Consider the following 16,406-nt stretch of genomic DNA (forward strand, 5'->3'; position numbering starts at 1 on the left):
GAAAATTTTGAATCAATGAAAAACGCTCCCGTCTGCACAAGGCAGAGCGGGAGCGCGGTGCATCAGCAGTGATCTGAAGCCGTTGCCCGCTTCAGATCAGGGCTTTGCTTACTCAGCCGATGCGTTGCCCGCAGGAGCAACTTCAGCGTCGTCGGACAGAACACCGGCCAGCTCAGCTTCTTCAGCCTCGGCAATGGCGCGGCGCTCGGCGTCGTCCATCTCGTCCTTGGCCTTGCGAGCCTGGTGATAAGCCAGACCGGTACCGGCAGGAATCAAACGACCCACGATCACGTTTTCCTTCAGGCCACGCAGTTCGTCGCGCTTGCCCATGATGGCAGCTTCGGTCAGCACACGTGTGGTTTCCTGGAAGGAAGCCGCAGAGATGAACGAGTCGGTCGACAGCGACGCCTTGGTAATACCCAGCAGCACGTTGGAGTACGTAGCGGGGATCTTGCCATCACGTTGCATGGCTTCGTTGGTGTTGAGCACCTCGGAACGCTCGACCTGTTCACCCTGGATGTAGGTGGTATCGCCAGAGTTCTCGATGATCACGCGACGCAGCATCTGGCGAACGATCACCTCGATGTGCTTGTCGTTAATCTTCACGCCCTGCAAGCGGTACACGTCCTGCACTTCGTCAACGATGTAACGAGCCAGTTCTTCGATACCCAGCAAACGCAGGATGTCTTGTGGGTCAGCTGGGCCGTCCACAATCGATTCACCCTTGTTCACCACCTGGCCTTCGTGGACCAGAATGTTGCGCTCCTTAGGCACCAGCTCTTCAGAGACCTTACCTTCCAGATCAGTGATCTGCAGGCGGATCTTGCCCTTGGTTTCCTTACCGAACGACACAGTACCGGTCATTTCTGCCAGAGTACCCTTGTCCTTGGGCGTACGCGCTTCGAACAGCTCGGCCACACGTGGCAGACCACCGGTAATGTCTCGGGTCTTCTGACCTTCAACAGGGATACGGGCCAGCACTTCGCCGGGGCCCACTTCCTGACCGTCACGCACTTGAATCAGCGCGCCAACCTGGAAGCCAATCGTCACCGAGTGATCGGTACCGGGGATCTTGACTTCCTGGTTGTTGGCGTCGATCAGTTTGACCTGAGGACGAACCACCTTGGCAGAGCCGCGACGCTTGGGATCGATCACCACCAGAGTGGACAGACCGGTCACTTCGTCGACCTGCTTGGCAACCGTCAGACCTTCTTCCACATTTTCAAAATTCACGCGACCGGCGTATTCCGTAATGATGGGTCGAGTCAGAGGATCCCAGTTCGCCAGGATCTTGCCAGCCTTGATGACTTCATCAGGCTTGATCGTCAGGATGGCGCCATAAGGCACTTTGTGACGCTCACGCTCACGGCCGTTTTCGCTGATCACGATTTCGCCAGAACGGGAAATCACCACCAGCTCGCCCTTGGTGTTGGACACATAGCGCATCGTGCTGTTGAAGCCGATGGAACCATTGGACTTGGCTTCCACGCTCGACGCGATAGCCGCACGCGAAGCTGCACCACCAATGTGGAACGTACGCATGGTGAGCTGGGTACCGGGTTCACCGATGGACTGGGCAGCGATCACACCCACGGCTTCGCCGAGGTTGATCATGCCGCCGCGACCCAAGTCACGACCGTAGCAGGTTGCGCACAGACCAAAGCGGGTTTCGCAGGTCAGTGCGGTACGCACCTTGATTTCGTCCACGCCATGGGTTTCCAGCTCTTCCAGCAGGTCTTCGTCCAGCAAGGTGCCGGCAGGCAGCAACACGGAACGATTTTCTGGGTGCAGCACTTCTTCGGCAGTGGTACGGCCCAGCACGCGGTCGCGCAGGGACTCGATCACTTCACCGCCTTCGACGATGGCGCGCATCAGGTAACCGTTGGAGGTACCGCAGTCTTGTTCGTTCACGACCAAGTCTTGCGTCACGTCCACCAGACGACGAGTCAGGTAACCCGAGTTCGCTGTCTTCAACGCCGTATCCGCCAGACCCTTACGAGCACCGTGGGTGGAGATGAAGTACTGCAGCACGTTGAGGCCTTCGCGGAAGTTCGCGGTAATAGGCGTCTCAATAATCGAGCCATCAGGCTTGGCCATCAGACCACGCATACCGGCCAGCTGACGAATCTGAGCTGCGGAGCCTCGGGCACCGGAGTCAGCCATCATGTAAATGGCGTTGAACGACTCCTGATCCACCACGTTGCCGTGACGGTCAGTGGTCTTTTCAACCTTCAGCTGGTCCATCATCACCTTGGACACGTCGTCACCGGCCTTGCCCCAGATGTCCACAACCTTGTTGTAGCGCTCACCGGAGGTCACCAGACCCGAAACGTACTGCTGCTCGATTTCCTTCACTTCGCCTTCGGCGCGTGCCAGGATGTCGGCCTTTTGTGGAGGCACCAGCATGTCATCGATGGAGATCGAGATACCTGCGTGGGTGGACAGACGGAAACCGTTTTGCAGCAGCTTGTCCGCAAACACGACCGTAGCCTTCAGACCGCACTTGCGGAACGAGGCATTGATCAGCTTGGAGATTTCCTTCTTCTTCAGCGCCTTGTTCATGTTGCTGAAAGCCAGGCCCTTGGGCAGGATTTCAGACATCAGAGCACGACCCACCGTGGTTTCCACGAGCGAGGTCACAGGCTCGAATTCACCCGATTCCTTGTTCTTGCTCCACTCGGTCAGGCGAACGCTGATCTTGGCGTGCAGTTCGGTCTCACCGGCGTCCAGAGCGCGTTGCAGCTCCATCAGGTCGGCAAACACCATGCCTTCGCCCTTGCCGTTGATCTTTTCACGCGTCGCGTGATACAGACCCAGCACCACGTCCTGAGAAGGAACGATGGAGGGTTCGCCCGAAGCGGGGAACAGCACGTTGTTCGAGGCCAGCATCAGCACGCGGGCTTCCATCTGTGCTTCCACAGACAAAGGCACGTGAACCGCCATCTGGTCACCGTCGAAGTCGGCGTTGAACGCAGCGCAAACCAGCGGGTGCAGTTGCAGGGCCTTGCCTTCGATCAGGATAGGCTCAAACGCCTGGATACCCAGACGGTGCAGCGTAGGCGCACGGTTGAGCATGATGGGGTGTTCCTTGATGACTTCTTCAAGGATGTCCCACACCACGGGCGTACCGGCTTCCACTTCCTTCTTGGCAGCCTTGATGGTCGTGGCAATGCCGCGCTGCTCGAGCTGCGCAAAGATGAAGGGCTTGAACAGCTCCAGAGCCATCAGCTTGGGCAGACCGCACTGGTGCAGCTTGAGGTAAGGACCCACGGTAATCACGGAACGACCGGAGTAGTCGACGCGCTTACCCAGCAAGTTCTGGCGGAAACGACCGCTCTTACCCTTGATCATGTCAGCCAGGGACTTCAGGGCACGCTTGTTGGCACCCGTCATGGCCTTGCCGCGACGACCGTTGTCCAGCAGCGAGTCAACCGCTTCTTGCAGCATGCGCTTTTCATTGCGGGCAATGATTTCCGGAGCCTTCAGCTCCAGCAGGCGGCGCAGACGCGAGTTACGGTTAATAACGCGGCGGTACAGGTCGTTCAGGTCGGAAGTCGCAAAGCGACCGCCGTCCAGAGGCACCAGAGGACGCAGATCGGGAGGCAGCACAGGCAGCACTTCCATCACCATCCAGCCGGGCTTGATGCCGGACTTCTTGAACGCTTCCAGCAGCTTCAGGCGCTTGGCATTCTTCTTGACCTTGACTTCGGAGCCGGTCAAGTCGTTGCGCAGGCGTTCGATTTCGATGTCGATATCGATGCCTTCCAGCAGGTCCTTGATGCCTTCAGCGCCCATCTTGGCGGTGAATTCGTCGTAGCCGTATTCGATCTGCTTAGCGTCGTAGTCGTCCTCGGTCATGATGCTGAACTTCTTCAGCGGGGTCATGCCGGGGTCGGTCACCACGTAGGCTTCAAAGTACAGCACGCGCTCGATGTCACGCAGCGTCATGTCCAGCACCAGGCCCAGGCGCGAAGGCAGGGACTTCAGGAACCAGATGTGAGCGCAAGGTGCAGCCAGGTCGATGTGACCCATGCGTTCGCGGCGAACCTTGGTCTGTGTGACTTCAACGCCGCACTTCTCGCAGATCACACCGCGGTGCTTCAGGCGCTTGTACTTGCCGCACAGGCATTCGTAGTCCTTGATTGGGCCAAAGATCTTGGCGCAAAACAGACCATCACGCTCAGGCTTGAAGGTACGGTAGTTAATCGTTTCAGGCTTCTTCACTTCGCCAAAAGACCACGAACGGATCTTTTCGGGCGAAGCCAAGCCAATCTTGATGGCATCAAAGTGCTCATCAGGCGTAAATTGCTTGAACAGGTCGAGTAGCGATTTCATGTAACTCTTTCCCTTTTCGTCAAAAATCATTGCAGCCACCGCTGGATTTGCCTTGGTTTGAGGAAAGAACCAAGCGCAAATCCTTTGTTTTCAAGCGGTTGCAGCTCTCTGTTTAATAGGCGTTAAGAACGCTCGAGCTCGATATCCAAGCCCAGAGAGCGGATTTCCTTGACCAGCACGTTGAACGATTCGGGCATGCCCGCTTCGATCGAGTGCTCGCCCTTGACAATGGATTCGTACACCTTGGTACGACCCACCACGTCATCGGACTTCACAGTCAACATTTCCTGCAGCACATATGCGGCGCCGTAAGCTTCCAGCGCCCACACTTCCATTTCACCGAAACGCTGGCCACCGAACTGCGCTTTACCGCCCAGAGGTTGCTGCGTAACCAGCGAGTAAGGACCGGTAGAGCGGGCATGCATCTTGTCGTCGACCAAGTGGTGCAGCTTCAGGTAGTGCATGTAGCCGATGGTAGTCGGACGCTCAAAGCGCTCGCCAGTACGGCCGTCATACAGGTAGGCCTGAGTGCGGGCTTCGGTCAGACCCTTGGCCTGCGCGACGTCCTCAGGGTAGGCCAGTTGCAGCATGTCCTTGATTTCGGCTTCAGAAGCACCATCAAACACAGGCGTTGCAAAAGGCACGCCAGTGGTCAATTCCTTGGCCATGGACATGACTTCGCCGTCGTCGAGGTGAGACAGCTCTTCCTTGCGACCGCTGCGGTTGTAGATCTCTTCCAGGAAGGCGCGCACTTCAGCAGCACGGGCTTCCTTTTGCAGCATGTCACCGATGCGCTGGCCCAGACCCTTACCGGCCCAGCCCAAGTGCACTTCCAGCACCTGACCGATGTTCATACGCGAAGGCACGCCCAGCGGGTTCAGCACGATGTCGGCGGTGGAGCCATCAGCCAGGAAAGGCATGTCTTCCACGGGAGTGATCTTGGAGACCACACCCTTGTTACCGTGACGACCGGCCATCTTGTCACCAGGCTGCAGACGACGCTTGACGGCCAGGTACACCTTGACCATTTTCAGCACGCCAGCGGGCAACTCGTCGCCTTGCGTGAGCTTCTTGCGCTTTTCTTCGAATGCCAGGTCAAACGTGTGACGCTGCTGCTCGATGGAGTTCTTGATGGACTCCAGCTGAGCGGCCACATCGTCTTCTGCAGGACGAATATCGAACCAGTGGAACTTCTCCACGCCGTCCAGATAAGCCTTGTCGATCTTGGCACCCTTGGACAGTTTCTGAGGACCGCCATTGGCCACGCGGCCAGTCAGCAGCTTCTCGATACGGTCAAAAGCGTCAGCTTCCACAATGCGCAGCTGGTCGTTCAGGTCCAGACGGAAGCGCTTCAGCTCGTCATCAATAATTTGCTGAGCACGCTTGTCGCGCTGGATGCCTTCACGCGTGAACACTTGCACGTCGATCACGGTGCCCGAAGAGCCCTGATCCACACGCAAAGAAGTGTCCTTCACGTCGGAAGCCTTCTCGCCGAAGATGGCGCGCAGCAGCTTCTCTTCAGGTGTCAGCGTGGTTTCACCCTTAGGAGTGACCTTGCCCACCAGCACATCGCCGGGTTGCACTTCTGCACCCACGTAGATGATGCCCGACTCGTCCATGCGGTTCAGTTGCTGCTCGGACAGGTTGGGAATATCGCGCGTGATTTCTTCGGCACCCAGCTTGGTGTCGCGAGCCATCACAACGAGTTCTTCGATGTGGATCGAGGTGTAGCGATCATCAGCCACGATGCGCTCGTTGATCATCACCGAGTCTTCGTAGTTGTAGCCGTTCCAGGGCATGAACGCGATCAGCATGTTCTGGCCGATAGCGATTTCACCCAGATCGGTCGAAGCGCCATCCGCCAGCACATCACCCTTGGCCAGCTTATCGCCACGGCTGACGATAGGACGCTGGTGAATGTTGGTGTTCTGGTTGGAACGCTGATACTTGATCAGGTTGTAGATGTCCACGCCAACTTCGCCGGCAACGGCTTCGTCGTCGTTCACACGGATCACGATACGGGTCGCGTCAACGTAGTCAACGATACCGCCACGCTTGGCCGTCACCACAGTGCCGGAGTCAACCGCAGCAACGCGCTCGATACCGGTACCGACCATGGGCTTTTCAGGACGCAGCACAGGCACGGCCTGACGCGACATGTTGGCGCCCATCAAAGCACGGTTCGCGTCATCGTGTTCCAGGAAAGGAATCAGCGAAGCAGCCACCGACACGATCTGCGCAGGCGACACGTCCATGTACTGAACGCGTTCGGCCGACACCAGAGTGGAGTCACCCTTTTCACGGGCCGACACCAGATCACCCACCAGATTACCAGCGGCATCCAGCTCGGCATTCGCCTGGGCGATCACGTACTTGCCTTCTTCGATGGCCGACAGGTAGTCGATGTCCATCGTGACCTTGCCATCCACCACGCGACGGTACGGGGTTTCAATGAAACCGTACTCGTTCAGGCGGGCATACAGAGCCAGCGAGTTGATCAGACCAATGTTGGGACCTTCAGGCGTTTCGATAGGGCAAACGCGACCGTAGTGGGTCACGTGCACGTCACGCACTTCAAAGCCTGCACGTTCGCGAGTCAGACCGCCTGGGCCCAAAGCGGAAACACGACGCTTGTGCGTGATTTCTGCCAGAGGGTTGGTCTGGTCCATGAACTGCGACAGCTGCGACGCACCGAAGAATTCCTTCAGCGCAGCCGAGATGGGCTTGGAGTTGATCAGGTCGTGAGGCATCAGGGGCTCTTGCTCAGCCTGACCCAGACGTTCCTTCACAGCCTTTTCGATACGAGCCAGACCGGTACGGTACTGGTTCTCGGCCAGTTCGCCCACGCAACGCACGCGGCGGTTGCCCAGGTGGTCGATATCATCGACTTCGCCGCGACCATTGCGCAGGTCCACCAGAATCTTGACCACGGCCAGGATGTCTTCGTTGGACAGCACCATGGGACCGGTGGCGCCTTCGCGGCCGATCTTGGCGTTGAACTTCATGCGGCCCACGCGCGACAGGTCGTACGTGTCAGCGTTGTAGAACAGGCGCTGGAACAGAGCCTGTACTGCATCTTCGGTTGGCGGCTCGCCGGGGCGCATCATGCGGTAGATGGCAACGCGGGCAGCGAACTCGTCCACGGTTTCATCGGTACGCAGAGTCTGCGAGATGTAAGCGCCCTGGTCCAGTTCGTTGGTGTAGATGCACTGAACATCTTGCACACCAGCGCTGCGCAGCTTCTTGAGCAGCGCTTCGGTCAACTCTTCATTGGCCTTGGCAATGATTTCGCCAGTGTCAGGGTCAACGATGTTCTTGGCCAGCACGCGACCCAGCAGGAAGTCTTCGGGCACGCTGACGAACTTGGTGCCAGATTGCTCCAGTTCGCGAGTGTGACGCGCAGTAATGCGCTTGTCTTTGGCGACGACGACCTTGCCAGCCTTGTCGGTGATGTCGAAACGAGCGACTTCGCCCTTCAGACGATCAGCCACAAACTCCATCTGCGCACCGCTGTCCATCAGGCGGAAGTTGTCGTTCACGAAGAACGTCGCTAGGATGGTTTCAGGTGTCAGGCCAATCGCCTTGAGCAGAATGGAGACAGGCATCTTGCGACGACGGTCAACACGGAAGTACAGCAAGTCCTTGGGGTCGAACTCGAAGTCCAACCAGGAGCCGCGGTAAGGGATGATGCGTGCCGAGAACAGCAGCTTGCCCGAGCTGTGGGTCTTGCCCTTGTCGTGTTCAAAGAACACGCCGGGCGAACGGTGCAGCTGAGACACGATCACGCGTTCAGTACCGTTGATGATGAACGAACCCTTTTCGGTCATCAGGGGCACTTCGCCCATGTAGACCTCTTGTTCCTTCACTTCCTTGACCACCTTGGACTGTGATGTCGAAGACTCACGGTCATAAATGATCAGCTGAACCTTGGCGCGCACAGCGGAAGCAAAGGTCAGACCACGGGTCTGACATTCACGAACGTCGAAAGCGGGTTTGGCGAGGTTGTACTCGACAAACTTCATCTCCACAAAACCATTGTGAGAGACGATAGGGAAAGCGGAATTGAAGGCCGCTTGCAGGCCATCAATGGTGCGTTTTTTGGGGGCTACATCTGCCTGCAGGAATGCTGTATAGGCATCTTTTTGCATCTGCAGCAGATAAGGCACTTCGAGCACGCTATCGCGGCTCCCGAAGCTTTTGCGGATTCGCTTGCGTTCGGTATAAGAATAGGCCATGAGATCTCCGGGCAAAGACATGAGTCCTGGGTCTGCGACGACTGCCCCACAGGGGTTTCCCCTGCGGGCTTGGCGGTTGGCCACTACCAACCATGGCTGACGGCGATGCGTTGCACACCGCCCGAACCAAGGCATCTTCTGCTGTCGGATTGTCAGAAGACACTAAAAAGCAGACTCCCAAAGAAACCTGCTTTCTGGTGTGTTCTTTCAGCGCGTTCCACAAGCGCCAAAGGCTGGAGACCCTTTTAAGAGTCTCCAGCCCTTGATTTTACTGAATTACTTCAGTTCAGCCTTAGCACCGGCTTCGATCAGCTTCTTCACAGCAGCTTCAGCATCGGCCTTGGCAACGGCTTCCTTGACAGCCTTAGGAGCGCCGTCAACCAGATCCTTAGCTTCCTTCAGACCCAGGCCAGTGATTTCACGCACAGCCTTAATCACGGAAACCTTGTTCGCGCCAGCTTCCAGCAGCATGACGTTGAACTCGGTCTTTTCTTCAGCAGCAGCAGCGCCACCAGCAGCGCCGCCAGCAGCGGGAGCAGCCATAGCAGCGGCGGACACGCCAAACTTCTCTTCAATAGCCTTGACCAGGTCGTTCAGTTCCAGAACAGTCATGCTGTCCAGGGCGGTCAAGAATGCGTCTTTATCGAATGCCATTTTGATTTCCTAAAATTTGTTGGTTACTTGCCGAGCGCTTAGGCTTCGGCTGTTTCGGCTGCCACTTCGGCAGAGCCTTCGCTCTTCTTTGCCGCCAGAGCGCCCAGCACAACGGCTGTACGCGACATGGGGGACATAAGCAAGCCGCACACTTGTGCCAGCAGAACTTCCTTGGAAGGAATGCTAGCCAGTTGCTTCACACCGTCCACGTCCAGGGCTTTGCCACCGAAAGCGCCACCGCGAATTACCAACTTGTCGTTGGTCTTCGCGAAGTCGGCCACCACTTTAGCGGCTGCCACTGCGTCTTCAGAGAAGCCATAGATCAGAGGACCAGTCATCTGGTCAGCCACCACGTCAAACGCGCTACCGGCGACAGCACGGCGGGCCAGGGTGTTCTTCAACACGCTCAGGCTCACACCCTTGCTGCGAGCATCAGCACGCAGTTTGGTCATGTCGGCGACCGTGATGCCACGGTATTCCGCGATCACAAGCGTTTGAGCTTTAGCGGCGAGGCTGGTCACTTCGTTGATGACCGCTTCTTTCTCACTGCGATTAAGACTCAAGGTCTACTCCTTAAATGCACACTCAGGACAAGTCCCTCATGCGCGCTCTTGTTGCAGCGACCAACTGTTTAGGAAAGAATTCCATCTGCAGCGGGATCGCCATCTGCGTTGGCCTTCGTGATTAAGTGATCCAATCACACCAACGGTCTTGGATGACCTGCAAGAGCAACAACTCCTGCAGCCCACCACACCAGATGAGCCAGGCTCATCTGACGATTTCTAGCAATTACGCCGAGATGGATTGTGTATCGACGCGAACGCCCACACCCATAGTCGACGACACTGCCACCTTGCGCAGGTACTGACCCTTGCTGGTAGCAGGCTTAGCCTTGTTCAGGGCATCGATCAGAGCAGCCAGGTTACCTTGCAGCTTGTCGGAGTCGAACGAGCGACGGCCGATAGTGCCGTGAATGATACCGGCCTTGTCCACGCGGAACTGCACTTGACCAGCCTTGGCGTTCTTCACAGCCGTAGCGACGTCAGGAGTCACAGTGCCAACCTTGGGGTTAGGCATCAGACCACGTGGGCCCAGGATCTGACCCAGCTGACCCACAACGCGCATCGCGTCAGGAGCAGCGATCACCACGTCAAAGGGCATGTCACCGGCCTTGACCATAGCGGCCAGGTCGTCCATACCGACCACGTCAGCACCAGCAGCCTTGGCTTCTTCAGCCTTGGCACCTTGAGCGAACACAGCCACGCGAGCAGTCTTACCAGTACCGTGAGGCAGCACAACAGCGCCGCGAACCACTTGGTCCGACTTCTTGGCATCCACGCCCAGTTGCACGGCCACGTCGATGGACTCATCAAACTTGGCAGTTGCAGCTTCCTTCACCAGCGCCACAGCATCAGCGAAAGCGTACAGCTTGTTGGAATCAACCTTGCCCTGGAGAGCTTTTTGCTTCTTGGTCAACTTGGCCATTTACACGCCCTCCACAATCACGCCCATCGAACGGGCAGAGCCAGCCAGCGTACGCACAGCAGCGTCGACGTCAGCGGCATTCATGTCCTTCAGCTTGGTGTTAGCAATTTCTTCCAGCTGAGCACGTGTGATCTTGCCGACCTTGTTCTTCAGAGGATTCGAAGAACCCTTGTCCAGCTTGATAGCCTTCTTGATCAGAACAGTTGCGGGAGGCGTCTTGATGATGAACGTGAAGCTCTTATCAGCAAAAGCCGTGATCACCACAGGCAAAGGCAGACCTGGCTCGACACCTTGGGTCTGGGCGTTGAACGCCTTGCAGAATTCCATGATGTTGAGGCCACGCTGACCCAGCGCAGGACCGATGGGAGGGGAAGGGTTGGCCTTACCAGCTGGCACTTGCAGCTTGATGAAGCCGACGATTTTTTTCGCCATGTTGAGCTCCTTACGGGTATAACGCCACCTGCAACCTGTGCAAACAGCTCCCCGAGGTTTCTGACTCTATAAAAAAGCTTCGCGTCGAGTCAAAAAACGCGAAGCCCTAGATTCTATTGCGAATCTCAAGTTTTCTCAACTTGAGAGAATTCCAATTCCACAGGAGTTGCTCGGCCAAAGATGGTGACCGATACGCGCAAACGATTCTTCTCGTAGTTGACTTCTTCAACCGAGCCATTGAAGTCTGCGAACGGACCTTCCTTGACGCGAATCAACTCACCCACCATGAACTCGACCTTGTGACGCGGCTTTTCAGTGCCTTCCTGCATCTGGTCGACGATCTTGCGGATTTCTTCTTCAGAGATGGGGGCCGGACGATTCTTAGCACCACCCACAAAGCCAGTGACTTTGCTAGTGTGCTTGACCAAGTGCCAAGTGTCATCTTCCATGACCATCTCGACAAAGACATAGCCCGGGAACAGGCGACGATCTGTAGTGCGGCGCACGCCATTGCGCATTTCCACCACTTCTTCAGAAGGCACCAGAATGCGGCCAAACTTGGACTGCATGCCCGAACGCGCAATGCGCTCGGTAATATTACGCTCGACAGCCTTCTCCATACCCGAATAGGCATGGACGATATACCAGCGAAGATCGGGATTGGCGGATGCCGCTGCCCCACCATTCACATCTGTTTCGACAGTATCAGCCATTACTTCCTCCAGCCCAAAATCAGGTCGTACAAGACCCATTCAAGCGTCTTATCGGTGAACCACAAGAACAAGGCCATCACCACTACAAAGGCAAAGACATACAAAGTCATTTGCATCGTTTCTTTGCGGGTTGGCCAGACGACCTTCTTCACTTCACGCCAAGCATCACGGGCGAAGCCGATGAAGCGCTTACCTGGCTCGGAGATCAGAAAAACGAATGCAGATAACACCAGACCAACGATCAAGGCCGACCATTGCACCAGTGCACCTTGCTTGCTCAGCAGATAAAAGCCAGCAATAGAAGCAACAACTAAAGCCGCAACCGCGGCAATTTTTGCTTTGTCAGCCATAGAACTGACTGTTTCAACCTGAGTAGTGGCCATATTTCGTTTCAAATGCACAAAAATTGTGCAAATTCAAGACACAAAAGCCCGCCAAAGGCGGGCTCTTGTTGATTCCACCATTAAGAGGTGGCAGGGGCAGTAGGAATCGAACCTACAACCTTCGGTTTTGGAGACCGACGCTCTGCCAATTGAGCTATACCCCTACAAATCTATTAAGCAATAATCTTGGCAACCACACCGGCACCAACAGTACGACCACCTTCGCGGATAGCGAAGCGCAGACCTTCTTCCATGGCGATAGGAGCGATCAGCTTGACAGTGATCGAAACGTTATCACCAGGCATCACCATTTCTTTGCCTTCTGGCAGTTCGATGGAGCCGGTCACGTCAGTTGTACGGAAGTAGAACTGAGGGCGGTAGTTGTTGAAGAAAGGAGTGTGGCGACCGCCTTCGTCCTTGGACAGCACGTACACTTCGGAAGTGAACTGTGTGTGGGGCTTGATGGAGCCGGGCTTGGCCAGAACTTGGCCGCGCTGGACATCTTCACGCTTGGTGCCGCGCAGCAGCAGGCCAACGTTATCGCCAGCTTGACCTTGGTCCAGCAGCTTGCGGAACATTTCCACGCCGGTGCAAATCGTCTTGGCAGTATCTGTGATACCGACGATTTCGATTTCTTCGCCGACCTTGATGATGCCGCGTTCGATACGGCCAGTCACCACAGTGCCGCGACCGGAGATCGAGAACACGTCTTCCACAGGCATCACGAAGGCGCCGTCGATAGCACGCTCGGGAGTGGGGATGTATGTATCCAGGGCTTCGGCCAGACGCAGGATAGCGGGTTCACCCTTGTCGGATTGGTCGCCTTCCAGAGCCAGCTTAGCGGAGCCGCGGATGATAGGAGTGTCATCACCGGGGAAGTCGTACTTGGACAGCAGCTCGCGCACTTCCATTTCGACCAGTTCCAGCAGTTCTTCGTCGTCCACCATGTCGGCCTTGTTCAGGAACACGATGATGTAAGGAACGCCCACTTGACGCGACAGCAGGATGTGCTCGCGAGTCTGGGGCATGGGGCCGTCAGCTGCGGAGCAAACCAGGATAGCGCCGTCCATCTGAGCAGCACCAGTGATCATGTTCTTCACATAGTCAGCGTGACCGGGGCAGTCAACGTGAGCGTAGTGACGAGCAGCAGTTTCGTATTCAACGTGCGAAGTGTTGATCGTGATACCACGAGCCTTTTCTTCGGGAGCGTTGTCGATCTGCGAGTAATCCTTGGCTTCGCCGCCGAAGTGCTTGGACAGCACAGTAGCGATAGCAGCAGTCAGAGTGGTCTTACCGTGGTCAACGTGACCGATGGTGCCCACGTTAACGTGGGGCTTTGTGCGCTCGAATTTTTCTTTTGCCATTTTTCCGACTCCGAAAAAACTAATTGACTACAAGATGATTTCGGCGCTACCCCATTAAATGAGCGCACCAGAAAATGGTGCCCATGGCGGGAATCGGACCCGCGACCTCTCCCTTACCAAGGGAGTGCTCTACCACTGAGCCACATGGGCAATGAAGCTGAAAACAACTTCAAAAGAATTTTTTGCTCGCAAACTGGAGCGGGAGACGGGAATCGAACCCGCGTCATTAGCTTGGAAGGCTAGGGTTCTACCATTGAACTACTCCCGCACAGATTCACAACTGCACGTGATTGCCACTTTCAGCAACCGCTCTTCTTCACCATCACTGGTGGAGGGGACAGGATTCGAACCTGTGTACGCGTTAGCGGGCAGATTTACAGTCTGCTGCCTTTAACCACTCGGCCACCCCTCCGAAGAGATTTGAATTATAGCATCGTTTTTTAACTCAAAAAGAAATCTGAAATTTCTTTTCGTTTATCTAACTTTAGCTTGGTGCGGCTGGCGGGGATCGAACCCACGACCCTTGGCTTCGGAGGCCAATACTCTATCCACTGAGCTACAGCCGCGAACCCGTTAGATCGCTTGCACAACCAACAACAATTCAACAGGCGCAATTATGCACGGGTTTGATCACCCAAATCACAAACTCAGTCGAAATCCTAATCCAGACAAATAGACATCCACCGACATCGACCCCGCCTTGAGCAATGAGAAACTGCCTTCGGTCAGGGTCCAGCCATGGATGAGACCCACAAAAAGGGAGTGCAGGCCTAACGCAGCCTCCTCTGGCAACACTTGCAGCTGCACCGACTGCGCCTGGGCGGCTGCTGCCAGATCTCGCGCAAACTTCTCACGAGCTTCGGATGAATTTTTAACGTGTTGCAAGCGGACATCGGCCAGCTCTCCAACATATTCCATCTTGAAGAGCGCCGTTTCAAAGACCTTGCGCCTGCGCACATCCTCATCCAGACTCTCGAATACGTGCTGAATAGAGTGACGAATACGCTCTAGCGGTGGCAACTCGGCATAGCGGTCGTCACAGATTTCATCGAAAGGCAGACATATGCGCCCCAGCATGGAAACAAAGACATCCATCTTGTCCTTGAAATGCCAGTACACAGCACCTCGCGTCGCACCTGCACGCAACGCAATATCCCCAAGCGAGGTTCGGGATACACCTTTTTCAAAAAACACCTCTTCTGCTGCATCCAGCAGCTTGGTGCGCGTCTCATCTGCCTCTGCCTTGGTTCTTCGAGCCATTACTCACCCTTTTCATTACTCGCCTGCAGTAATGCACGACGAGAACCGCTTGTTTTGCCCGCCTTTACGCAGGCTTTTCAATTATACATTTATGCATGTATGTATAATTTCTTCAACACTGATGCACAAAGTTTTCCCTAGGGATTACTCTTAAATGAGCGCTCCAACCCGGACTGCGCTCTTTTCCTTTTTTCACAATGTCAACCGGAAGGACGTTCATGCACCCGATGTATGAAGAACACAAGGCTCTCGACAATCAGCCCAAATTTGCCGCCTCCTGCACACGCTCCATGGCCATAAGCCTTAGCCTGATTGCAGCTTTGGGCCTTGCCGCCTGCGGTGACAAAAAAGAAGATCCTCAAAAGGCACAAGCTGCAGCACAGGCGCAGCCACCCGAAGTGGGCGTGGTTACGGTATCTCTGCAAAGTGTGCCTTTGATTTCTGACCTCCCCGGCCGCCTCGAAGCCTCTCGTATTGCACAAGTTCGCGCCCGTGCAGCAGGGATCGTGCAAAAGCGTCTGTTCCAGGAAGGCTCTGACGTAAAAGCCGGCCAGCCACTTTTCCAGATCGACAACACGCCCTACAAAGCCAACCTGCAAAGCGCCCAAGCAACACTGGCACAAGCAGAAGCCAATCTGGCTCAGGCCTCTGCCACGGCTCGTCGCTACAAGCCCCTGGTTGAGGCCAATGCCATCAGCAAGCAAGAGTACGACACCGCCATCGCCAACGAAAAGGCAGCGCTCGCTCAAGTCGTCGCAGGCAAGGCCGCCGTTACAAATGCAAACGTCAACCTTGGCTATGCCAGCGTAACAGCCCCTATCTCCGGTCGAATTGGTCGTGCGCTGGTGACTGAAGGCGCATTGGTTGGCCAAGGCGAAGCCACGCAACTGGCAACTATCCAGCAGGTCAACCCACTGTATGTGAATCTGACCCAGTCATCTTCTGAAATCATGCGCATGCGTGAAGCGTTGGCTTCTGGCAAGTTAGCAAAAGTAGGTGACAACGCAGCCCGTGTCCACGTCTATTTGGACGATGGCAAGCAATACGCCCACACCGGCAAGCTGCTGTTTACCGATCTCTCCGTAGACCCGACAACGGGCCAAGTCAGCGTACGCGCAGAGTTACCTAACCCCGATGGAATGCTACTGCCCGGCACCTATGTACGCGTGCGCCTGGAACAAGCTCAGATTGAAAACGCGGTACTAATTCCTCAGCAGGCCGTAACTCGCAATGAAAAAGGCAACTTTGTCATGGTCGTTGCCGAAGATGGCTCTGTGGCCCCTCGCCCCGTGCAAATCAGCCAGTCCAACGGTAACAACTGGGTTGTGACATCCGGCCTGAAGAACGGGGAAAAGGTCATGGTCGATGGCTTGATCAAGGTTGGCATGGGTGCCAAGAAGGTCAAACCTGTGGAATTTAATGCCGCCCCGGCCGCTCAGCCACAGCCAGCACCAAAAGCACCAGAAGCACCCGCGCAAGAAAAACCCGCTGCGGCAGCTGAAGGCGCTGGCGACGCTCCAACGGCTAAATAACAGGCATACGATC

At 55.9% G+C, this 16,406-nt stretch carries 11 protein-coding genes and 5 tRNA genes; 1 reads left to right on the top strand and 15 read right to left on the bottom strand.

The features are described 5' to 3' along the window. Positions 1 to 108 precede the first annotated feature (108 nt). The 15 genes from rpoC to HF327_RS08915 all read right to left on the bottom strand — a co-directional run bounded on the left by rpoC (position 109) and on the right by HF327_RS08915 (position 14,861). On the bottom strand, positions 109 to 4,335 hold the full coding sequence (rpoC, locus tag HF327_RS08845; protein WP_169107894.1) for a DNA-directed RNA polymerase subunit beta': 4,227 nt from the start codon (positions 4,333 to 4,335) through the stop codon (positions 109 to 111). Positions 4,336 to 4,457: 122 nt separating this feature from the next. Further along, entirely contained in the window at positions 4,458 to 8,570 is a 4,113-nt protein-coding gene (gene rpoB / locus HF327_RS08850; RefSeq protein WP_169107895.1) for a DNA-directed RNA polymerase subunit beta, read from the bottom strand. A 276-nt stretch (positions 8,571 to 8,846) separates the two neighbouring features. Next, positions 8,847 to 9,224, bottom strand: a complete 378-nt coding sequence (gene rplL / locus HF327_RS08855) for a 50S ribosomal protein L7/L12 (RefSeq protein WP_099739923.1) — start codon at positions 9,222 to 9,224, stop codon at positions 8,847 to 8,849. 38 nt (positions 9,225 to 9,262) lie between these two features. After that, complete coding sequence (gene rplJ, locus HF327_RS08860) at positions 9,263 to 9,787, bottom strand: 50S ribosomal protein L10 (protein ID WP_099739922.1); 525 nt, start codon at positions 9,785 to 9,787, stop codon at positions 9,263 to 9,265. A gap of 226 nt (positions 9,788 to 10,013) precedes the next feature. Further along, on the bottom strand, positions 10,014 to 10,709 hold the full coding sequence (rplA, locus tag HF327_RS08865; RefSeq protein WP_099739921.1) for a 50S ribosomal protein L1: 696 nt from the start codon (positions 10,707 to 10,709) through the stop codon (positions 10,014 to 10,016). Next, the gene (gene rplK, locus HF327_RS08870; RefSeq protein WP_012202438.1) at positions 10,710 to 11,141 is read right to left on the bottom strand and encodes a 50S ribosomal protein L11; all 432 of its coding nucleotides are present in this window, start codon (positions 11,139 to 11,141) and stop codon (positions 10,710 to 10,712) included. Between the two features lie 125 nt (positions 11,142 to 11,266). Next, entirely contained in the window at positions 11,267 to 11,854 is a 588-nt protein-coding gene (nusG, locus tag HF327_RS08875) for a transcription termination/antitermination protein NusG (protein WP_099739920.1), read from the bottom strand. Next, positions 11,854 to 12,237: a preprotein translocase subunit SecE gene (gene secE, locus HF327_RS08880; protein WP_099739919.1), complete on the bottom strand. Its 384-nt coding sequence runs from the start codon at positions 12,235 to 12,237 to the stop codon at positions 11,854 to 11,856. Before secE ends, nusG begins: the two co-directional genes overlap by 1 nt. 88 nt (positions 12,238 to 12,325) lie before the next feature. Beyond that, a tRNA-Trp gene (locus HF327_RS08885) sits at positions 12,326 to 12,401 on the bottom strand. Between the two features lie 9 nt (positions 12,402 to 12,410). After that, positions 12,411 to 13,601 (bottom strand): elongation factor Tu, encoded by a 1,191-nt coding sequence (tuf, locus tag HF327_RS08890; RefSeq protein WP_169107896.1) that lies wholly within the window; start codon positions 13,599 to 13,601, stop codon positions 12,411 to 12,413. A 75-nt stretch (positions 13,602 to 13,676) separates the two neighbouring features. Beyond that, positions 13,677 to 13,751, bottom strand: a tRNA-Thr gene (locus HF327_RS08895). A gap of 44 nt (positions 13,752 to 13,795) precedes the next feature. Further along, a tRNA-Gly gene (locus tag HF327_RS08900) sits at positions 13,796 to 13,869 on the bottom strand. Between the two features lie 58 nt (positions 13,870 to 13,927). Then, positions 13,928 to 14,013: transfer RNA gene (locus tag HF327_RS08905), tRNA-Tyr, on the bottom strand. A gap of 78 nt (positions 14,014 to 14,091) precedes the next feature. After that, positions 14,092 to 14,167, bottom strand: a tRNA-Arg gene (locus HF327_RS08910). 73 nt (positions 14,168 to 14,240) lie between these two features. Next, positions 14,241 to 14,861 carry a TetR family transcriptional regulator gene (locus HF327_RS08915; protein WP_169107897.1) on the bottom strand — a complete coding sequence of 207 codons (621 nt, stop codon included), beginning with the start codon at positions 14,859 to 14,861 and terminating at the stop codon, positions 14,241 to 14,243. A gap of 227 nt (positions 14,862 to 15,088) precedes the next feature. On the opposite strand from HF327_RS08915, the gene HF327_RS08920 reads away from it, so the two are divergent. After that, a complete protein-coding gene (locus HF327_RS08920; RefSeq protein WP_198460452.1) occupies positions 15,089 to 16,393 on the top strand; it encodes an efflux RND transporter periplasmic adaptor subunit in 1,305 nt (434 codons plus the stop codon). The last annotated feature ends 13 nt before the right edge of the window (positions 16,394 to 16,406 follow it).

Source organism: Comamonas suwonensis (genome assembly GCF_012844455.2).
In the GTDB taxonomy this organism is placed as follows: domain Bacteria; phylum Pseudomonadota; class Gammaproteobacteria; order Burkholderiales; family Burkholderiaceae_C; genus Comamonas; species Comamonas suwonensis.

What these genes read in the sequence shown, in the direction of transcription:
- rpoC (WP_169107894.1), bottom strand. Translation starts at nt 4,335, where the DNA reads ATGAAATCGCTACTCGACCTGTTCAAGCAATTTACGCCTGATGAGCAC.
- rpoB (WP_169107895.1), bottom strand. Translation starts at nt 8,570, where the DNA reads ATGGCCTATTCTTATACCGAACGCAAGCGAATCCGCAAAAGCTTCGGG.
- rplL (WP_099739923.1), bottom strand. Translation starts at nt 9,224, where the DNA reads ATGGCATTCGATAAAGACGCATTCTTGACCGCCCTGGACAGCATGACT.
- rplA (WP_099739921.1), bottom strand. Translation starts at nt 10,709, where the DNA reads ATGGCCAAGTTGACCAAGAAGCAAAAAGCTCTCCAGGGCAAGGTTGAT.
- rplK (WP_012202438.1), bottom strand. Translation starts at nt 11,141, where the DNA reads ATGGCGAAAAAAATCGTCGGCTTCATCAAGCTGCAAGTGCCAGCTGGT.
- nusG (WP_099739920.1), bottom strand. Translation starts at nt 11,854, where the DNA reads ATGGCTGATACTGTCGAAACAGATGTGAATGGTGGGGCAGCGGCATCC.
- secE (WP_099739919.1), bottom strand. Translation starts at nt 12,237, where the DNA reads ATGGCCACTACTCAGGTTGAAACAGTCAGTTCTATGGCTGACAAAGCA.
- tuf (WP_169107896.1), bottom strand. Translation starts at nt 13,601, where the DNA reads ATGGCAAAAGAAAAATTCGAGCGCACAAAGCCCCACGTTAACGTGGGC.
- HF327_RS08915 (WP_169107897.1), bottom strand. Translation starts at nt 14,861, where the DNA reads ATGGCTCGAAGAACCAAGGCAGAGGCAGATGAGACGCGCACCAAGCTG.
- HF327_RS08920 (WP_198460452.1), top strand. Translation starts at nt 15,089, where the DNA reads ATGTATGAAGAACACAAGGCTCTCGACAATCAGCCCAAATTTGCCGCC.